The sequence below is a fragment of the Sphaerotilus sp. genome (assembly GCF_041083715.1).
In the GTDB taxonomy this organism is placed as follows: Bacteria; Pseudomonadota; Gammaproteobacteria; order Burkholderiales; family Burkholderiaceae_C; genus Sphaerotilus.
Window position 1 is genome coordinate 1 of the sequence record NZ_JBFPGY010000287.1, and the last position, 6,978, is coordinate 6,978.

Consider the following 6,978-nt stretch of genomic DNA (forward strand, 5'->3'; position numbering starts at 1 on the left):
AAGCCTGCCACATGCCGGGCCTGCAGTGGATGCAGGCGTGCCCAGCGGAAGTCGGGCAACTGCGTGAGCAGTGCCGCAGCCGGGTGTCTGGCCAGGTAGGTGTCCGATGCGCTTTGTGCTTCCACAGAGTCGGCCGTCGGCCAGGATGCCTCCACATCGAAACTGACCCTGGCCAGGGCGTGCACGTTGTCCGTCTGGTCCTCGCTGTCACAGACCAGCAGGCTTGCACGCGGATGGGTCTGCAGCTGCCGCGTGTGTGCGGCCAGTCCGCTGACCAGAACCACGAACGATCCGCTGGCCTTGTCGATCGCGTAGGGCACCATCGACAGGGCCACTTCCCCGTCGTCCGTCCGCGTGCCCAGCGCAGCCGTGCGCCGACCTTGCAGCAAGGTCAGCAAAGCGCCATCGAGGCGTGACATCGGCATGGATGGCGCAGGGTGCATGGCATTTTTCATTTGAGGCTGGTGGATACTCCGCGACGGACACAAGGCGTGCAGGAGGATCGCGGAGCGGGGGGCAACGCGGCACAGCTGCGGCGTGGCCAGTGCATGCAGTATGACCATACATTCACCGACCGTTCTGATTGCTCTGCTGACTGGCTACGCCATGCTCGTGCTGGACTTGTGGCTTGCACGGCGCACGCTCATGTCCGAGCGGCCTGAGCTGCGCACGTGGGCCTGTGGCAGCCTGCTGCTGCTGCTGGGGTTCCTGTTCGTTCCGATGCGGCTCTGGATTCCGCTGGGTCCTGCCATCCTGCTGAGCAACACCCTGCTGGCGATGGGGATGACGTTCTATGGGCAAGCGGTGTACCGGTTTGTGCTCCGGAAGAACCTGCCGCGTGCCGGGTGGGTCACCTTCGCTGGTGGACTGGTCCTGTTGACCTGGATGGCGTTGCATCCCGTACCGTACGCCTATTACTCGGCCATGGTCAGTTTCTGGATCGCGCTGCTGCAGGTGTCGATTCTTCGCGTTCTGCTGCGAGAGGGGTGGCGCGCGGAAACCTCGTTGCGGACTGTGGCCATCACATTGGTGGTCTGCTGGGCGGCCCTGGTGGTGCGCGGTGTACATGCGTTGTGGGTGCCAGAGTGCTACGCCGACTTGATGCAGCCTGGGTGGGTGCAAGGGTTGACGCTCCTGATGGCGTTTCTGGCCGTGATCGGAACCAGCTTCGGCTTTCTGCTGGCCAACTTCGAGCGGACGCAGCGGCGCATGGAACTGCTTGCCGCACATGACGATCTGACGGGTTGCTACAACCGTGTGACGGCGCGGACGATGCTGGAACACTTGCTCGATCGCTGTCGGCGCGAGCGCACACCGATGGCGCTGGTGCTGCTCGATCTGGACCACTTCAAGCGTGTGAACGACGAGCACGGGCATCTGGTCGGTGACCTGGTGCTGCAGCGTTTTTCCGAAGCGGTGCGTCAGCGGCTGCGTGCGTCAGACGTGTTCGGCCGGATGGGTGGCGAAGAATTCTGCATCGGGCTGCCGCTGACGGACCGCGAGGGCGCGATCGAGTTGGCCGAAGACCTGCGCCAGACCGTCGAGGCAATGGCGGTGATCGGACGCAACGACCAGCCTCTGCGGGTGACGGTCTCGGCCGGGGTGGTGGCTGTGGGGCTGGCCCAGCTGGAGGATCTGAGCACCACTGTGGAACTGCTCTACGGTGGTGCCGACGATCTCCTGTACCGGGCCAAGCACCTCGGGCGCAACCGGATCCTGGTCGCCTGAATCCGGGGCGTCGATACGGTGCCCTGCCGAGCGTTTCAGCCTGCTTGCTGGATGCCTGCGATGGCCCAGTTGCGGCTGCGGTCGCTCGGCTGGACCAGGTGCCAGACTTCATTGAACGGCGCTGCCTGTGCTCCGGTTTCCTCGCGGATCAGGCCGGTGTAGCGCACGCTGACCACATCGCGCTGGGCTTCGCGGTCGAAGTCGATGATCTCGGCACGCACCTCGACCACATCGGTTTCCTGCGGATGGCTGCCGCGGTCCTGCAGGTCCGTACGGATGCTGGCGAACATTTCAGGCGTCGTGAATTCGCGCAGATCGTTCAGGTCCGCACGGTCATTGGCCGCCTGCATGCGGATGAAGATCATGCGGGCGATGCGCTCGAAGCCGGGGCGGTCGAAATCTGCCGGAAGACCTGCCATGGCGGGTGCCGAACCAGCCTGAGAGAAGCTCGCCGCAGCACTGCCGGGGGCACCAGCTCCGACCGCACCGGGCCAGCTCACGCTGTGTGCCGAACGTTGCGAGGGACTGTCCACCTGCGCAGGAGACGCAGGCGAGATGCCGAAACCTGCGCCGGCACTGGCCATCGCCGGACGCTGACCACCGCCGGCCGATCGCTGCCGGAACCACGCGAACGCGGCGAACGCGACCATGACCAGCAGCGCCATCATCAGCATGTTGCCAAAGGCCTCACCCATGCCGAAATGGCTCATCAGGGCGGCAATGCCGAGGCCGGCGGCCAGACCAGCGAGCGGCCCCATCCAGGAACGCTTGCCTGCGGCGGCTGCGCCTGTCGCGGCGGCACCGGCCATCGGTGCGGTGGGCGTGGTCTGCTGCGGGACCTGTGCAGGCACGTTCTGCATCGGAGCACTCCGGGAAGGCAAGCTGCGTTGCATGCCGGATGACCCGCCGCCGCCCAGACGCTTGGCTTCGGACAATGCGGGAGCCAAGGCCGTGCTCAGTGCGAGCACACATACCGCGGTACGCCAGAATCGGTTCATCATTTCCTCTAGGGTGGGGATGGTTGGGCAGAAGCGCCCGTTGACCGCAATGAGACTGTCCGGCCGATGGAAAGTTCCGGCAGCCGGATCGGGTCCGACGGCTCAGAGTGCAGGTGCGTGGACGCGGATGCGTGTGTGCGCCATTTCGACGGTCACCACCTGACCTGCGCGGATCTTGCAGGTCTTGCGCGTTTCGGGTTGACCGTCGACCTGGATCTGGCCATCGGCGACCAGGGTCTTGGCGGCGCCACCGCTGTGCGCGACTGCGGTGGCCTTGAGCAGGGCATCAAGAGGGATGAACTCGCCGCGGAGTTCGAAGTCGATCAGGTTCATGGGTCCGATCGTACGCCAGCGGCGATGGACCTGACTGCCGAGGCCTCAATCGACGACGCGTACCGTCGTGGGCCGCCCCGGTGGGTCTACCGACTCACCACGAGCACGGCGTTCGGCATAGTCCCGGATCGAGGCGGGCAGACGCCCCAGCAGCCAGTGCATGACCAGCGGAATCAGCACCAGATCATCGACCACACCGATGACCGGCAGCACGTCCGGGATCAGGTCGATCGGCGAGAGCAGGTAGGCCACCATGCCAATGGCACCGACCTTGAGCCAGCGTGGTGACTGCGGGTGCTGCAGGGCGTACCAGAGCACCTGTGCATCGACCTTGACCAAGGTCCACACCACCGCGATACGTTTCCACATGTTTCCACCTCCGGGACGGACGACCAGCGTCCTGATTCTGCGACAGAAATCCGCCCGGGACCTGAACTGATGTCCATGGTCAGGTCACCCTGCGGCCAGCTCCTAACGCAGGGCTGGCCACAGGGGATGACAGGTCCGCTGCGACTGCCGTCAGCGCGGCGCGGCCACGAAGCGCAGCTGCGTGCCGCCGTTGGCCGCGATGATCCACTCGTTGTTGTCGGCTGTCACCGACGCGCTGCCCGACTGGACGTACGGCGTGCCGAACCTGCTGCGTGGCAGCACCCAGGTCTGGTCCTTGAGCGACGTCGGGTGGCTTGCGGTGAAGGTGGTCAGGCCGCTGGCGGTGGTCGCACTCCAGGTGGTGGCCAGGCGCTGCTGCGAGAACGCGGCCATCTGCCCCATCGTGTACCACTGGAACTGGCCCAGGAGCTGCAGCAGATCCGCGCGGGCCAGCATCGGCTGCAGCGCCGGCAGGTGACCACGGGCACCCGGCGGGTGGTTGTAGAACAGCCGGTTGGTGCGGTGGTTGACGACGAAGTCCTGCAGGTCGATCAGCCACTGGCCCGAGGTTGCATCCGGGATGCCGAACAGCTCGAACTCCTCGAAGGTGGCGTACTTGCCCAGCGGCACGATCGGGTAGCTCCACAGCGCGCTGGTCAGCCGGTTGCCCGCACGCCACGAACGCACGCCTGGCGCGCCGGTGTCGCCGACGAAGTACATGCTGTTGACGCCGCGGTTCTCCAGCCAGTTCACCGCCCAGGTCGGGTTGTTGCCGACGGGGGCCGAGTATTCGCGGATCTTCCTGCCCGTGGTGCGCTCGATGGCGGCGAAGTTCAGCTCTAGCCAGGGCTGGTAGGTGGCCTGGTTGGTCTCGTTGGCGCCGAGGCCGTAGAGGTCGTGGTTCCAGCCGCCGTGGGAGCCGAGTTCGTGCTGCACCGGCAGCTTGCCGGCCCAGGCGCCGAGGTTGCCCAGGCGCCGCACCAGGTCCTGCGACTTGGGATTGGTGTCGAGGAACATGCCGTTGCTGTCGCCGAGGGTGACGACGTCGTGGCCGGCCGTGAAGTGGATCGAGAATGGCCCGCGCCTGAGCACCGAGGTGGTGTCGAGCAGTGTCTTGATGTCGGTCAGCAGGTCGTCGCCGTCATCGACGTGCCAGTTGTAGATCAGCCCGCCCTTGCCGCGCGGCTGCATCGACATCTTCGGCAGGCCGACCTGTTCGGTGGCGAACAGGTTCATGAAGCCATGCAGCGGCGCGCTGTCGGTGCCGATGGCCTTGAAATAGCCCAATGGCAGGTTGACGAACATCACCTTGCCGCTGCCCGTCGGGCGCACGCCAGCGACCAGGCCGTGGTCGGGCGACGACAGGTAGACATTGCCGGGGAAGGTGCCCTGCGTGACGTAGCTGAAGTAGTCGATCGGGCCGTAGCCGTAGCCGCTGATGGCGTTGAGCTGGGTGTCGGTCGCCGTGGCGGTGCCGCTGATGTTGACGGTGGAGCCACCCTGCAGCAGCGTCTTGAGCAGGGTGGTGTAGTTGGCGACGACATCGCTGAACAGCTGGTTCGTGGCCGGCGAGGCGGTCGGTACCTTGGACGTGATCGTGACCGCAGTGCCCGTCGCCGACAGGGGGTTGCTGCCCAGGCCCAGCAGGCTGCGCAGCGGCTGGCTGCGCAGCAGGCGCACATTGACCGAACCCTCGTCGACACCGCGCAGTGCGCGCGCCTCGATGGCCGGGCGCATGTGCTTCGAGCCGCCGGCATCGGCTGGCGACGCAGGCACGAACGTGGCGGCCGAGGCCGTTCCGGCGACGCTGGTGACGGCTCCCCAGGGCGTGTACTTGCCCGGCGGCAGCGACAGGCTGTCCAGCCGCGCCCGCGTGCCGACCACCGGCCCGAAGCCGACCACGCGGTCGCGCAGCGACTCGTACATCACGTAGTCCACGCCGACCAGGTCCGAGAAGCGCGACTTGACGGGCGCGTAGACGGCTGTGTCGGTCAGGGCGCCCGCGTCGTAGACCAGCATCAGCTTGCCGCCGAGGTTGGCGTACTGCTTGACGGCGGCCACCACCGCGTCGCTGGCCTGGATGTGGGCGCTGTCGGGCACGACCAGTCCGGCGATGTTGGCCGCCGACGTGGCGCCCAGTGCCAGGAACTGCGCATCGGTCATCGTCTGCAGGCGGTAGCCTTCTTCCTGCGCGGTGTCGGTCCAGACCTTGACGGGCCAGCCCGCGAGGTCGGCGTTGTCGGGCACCAGCAGGACGAGGCTGTCCTTGATGGGCGCGGCCTGCGCACCCGCAGCGAGGGCGGTCAGACCGGCCAGCACCAACGCGCTGGCGAGTCGCTGCAAGGGATGTCGGTTCATGTGGGCTCCTGAGTCATGTCGTTGTGGTGTCTTTCCGTGCTCAACGCTCTGCAGCGGTGAACTTGAGCGACGTGCCGCTGGTGGCCGTGACGATCCAGTCGGTGGCATCGGTCGTGGTGACCGTGCCCGTGCCCGCGGTGACCCGCGGGGCGGCGTAGCGCGCCTTGGGCAGCAGCCAGGTCATGTCCGCCAGCGAGGTCGGGTGGGTGACCGTGAACGTTGCGATGCCGAGGTTGCTGGCCGCGCTCCAGGTGGTGGCCAGCCGGCGTTCGCTGAACTGCGCCAGCTGCGTCATCGTGTACCAGCGGAACTTGCCCGCGGCCTGCAGCGTGTCGGCGGCGGTCAGCAGCGGCGTGATGGCCGGCAGGTGGCCACGCGCACCGGGCGGGTGGTTGTAGAACAGGCGGTTGGTGCGCTTGTTGACCACGAAGTTCTGCAGGTCGAGCAGCCACTGGCCCGACGCCGTGTCCGGGACGCCGAACTCCTCGAATTCCTCGAAGGTGCCGTACTTCTCGAACGGCGACAGCGGGAAGCTCCACAGCGAGGTCGTCAGCCGGCTGCCCGAACGCCACGAGCGCACGGCTGGCGCGCCGGTGTCGCCGACGAAGTACATGCCGGTCACGCCGCGGGCTTCGAGCCACTTGACCGCCCAGGTCGGGTTGTTGCCCTGCGGTGCCGAGTACTCGGTGGTCTTCTTGCCGTACTGGCGCTCGACCGCGGCGAAGTTCAGCTCCAGCCAGGGCTGGTAGGTGGTCTGGTTGGTCTCGTTGGCGCCCAGGCCGTAGAGGTCGTGGTTCCAGCCGCCATGCGAGGCCAGCTCGTGCCCGATGGCCAGTGACTTGAGGCGTTTGAATTGCGTCTGGGCGGCGGTGCTGGTGTCGAGGTGCATGCCCAGTCCGTCGCCGAGCGCCACCGTGTCCGGGCCGGCCGTGAAGTGGATCGAGAACGGGCCGCGCTTGAACACCGTCGTCGTGTCGAGCAGGAACTTGGCGTCGGCGGTCAGGTCGTCGCCGTCATCGACGTGCCAGTTGTAGACCAGCCCGCCCACGCCCTTGGGCTGCACCGACATGGTCGGCATCTGCACATGCTGGTGCGCGAACAGGTTGAGGAAGCCGTGCAGCGGCGCGCTGTCGGTGCCGATGGCCTTGAAGTAGCCGAGCGGCAGGTTCACGAACAGGACGTTGCCGCTGCC

At 66.7% G+C, this 6,978-nt stretch carries 7 protein-coding genes; 1 reads left to right on the forward strand and 6 read right to left on the reverse strand.

Annotation, left to right across the window (positions count from 1 at the left end; all coding sequences use genetic code 11):
- Window positions 1–425: pyridoxamine 5'-phosphate oxidase family protein (locus AB3X43_RS13185; protein ID WP_369430313.1), on the reverse strand; the 425-nt coding region annotated here is incomplete at its 3' end.
- Window positions 426–606: 181 nt separating this feature from the next.
- On the opposite strand from AB3X43_RS13185, the gene AB3X43_RS13190 reads away from it, so the two are divergent.
- Window positions 607–1,728, forward strand: coding sequence for a GGDEF domain-containing protein (locus AB3X43_RS13190; RefSeq protein WP_369430314.1), 1,122 nt, complete (start codon window positions 607–609; stop codon window positions 1,726–1,728).
- 35 nt (window positions 1,729–1,763) lie between these two features.
- Here the strand turns inward: AB3X43_RS13190 and AB3X43_RS13195 are convergent, their stop codons facing one another.
- The 5 genes from AB3X43_RS13195 to AB3X43_RS13215 all read right to left on the reverse strand — a co-directional run.
- Window positions 1,764–2,588 (reverse strand): Tim44 domain-containing protein, encoded by an 825-nt coding sequence (locus AB3X43_RS13195; RefSeq protein WP_369430315.1) that lies wholly within the window; start codon window positions 2,586–2,588, stop codon window positions 1,764–1,766.
- Window positions 2,589–2,828: 240 nt separating this feature from the next.
- Window positions 2,829–3,059 carry an RNA-binding S4 domain-containing protein gene (locus tag AB3X43_RS13200; protein ID WP_369430316.1) on the reverse strand — a complete coding sequence of 77 codons (231 nt, stop codon included), beginning with the start codon at window positions 3,057–3,059 and terminating at the stop codon, window positions 2,829–2,831.
- A gap of 45 nt (window positions 3,060–3,104) precedes the next feature.
- Complete coding sequence (locus tag AB3X43_RS13205) at window positions 3,105–3,428, reverse strand: YkvA family protein (RefSeq protein ID WP_369430317.1); 324 nt, start codon at window positions 3,426–3,428, stop codon at window positions 3,105–3,107.
- 150 nt (window positions 3,429–3,578) lie between these two features.
- Window positions 3,579–5,786, reverse strand: coding sequence for a polysaccharide deacetylase family protein (locus AB3X43_RS13210; protein ID WP_369430318.1), 2,208 nt, complete (start codon window positions 5,784–5,786; stop codon window positions 3,579–3,581).
- A 40-nt stretch (window positions 5,787–5,826) separates the two neighbouring features.
- Window positions 5,827–6,978 (reverse strand): polysaccharide deacetylase family protein (locus tag AB3X43_RS13215; RefSeq protein WP_473965122.1); only part of this gene is annotated, 1,152 nt, incomplete at its 5' end.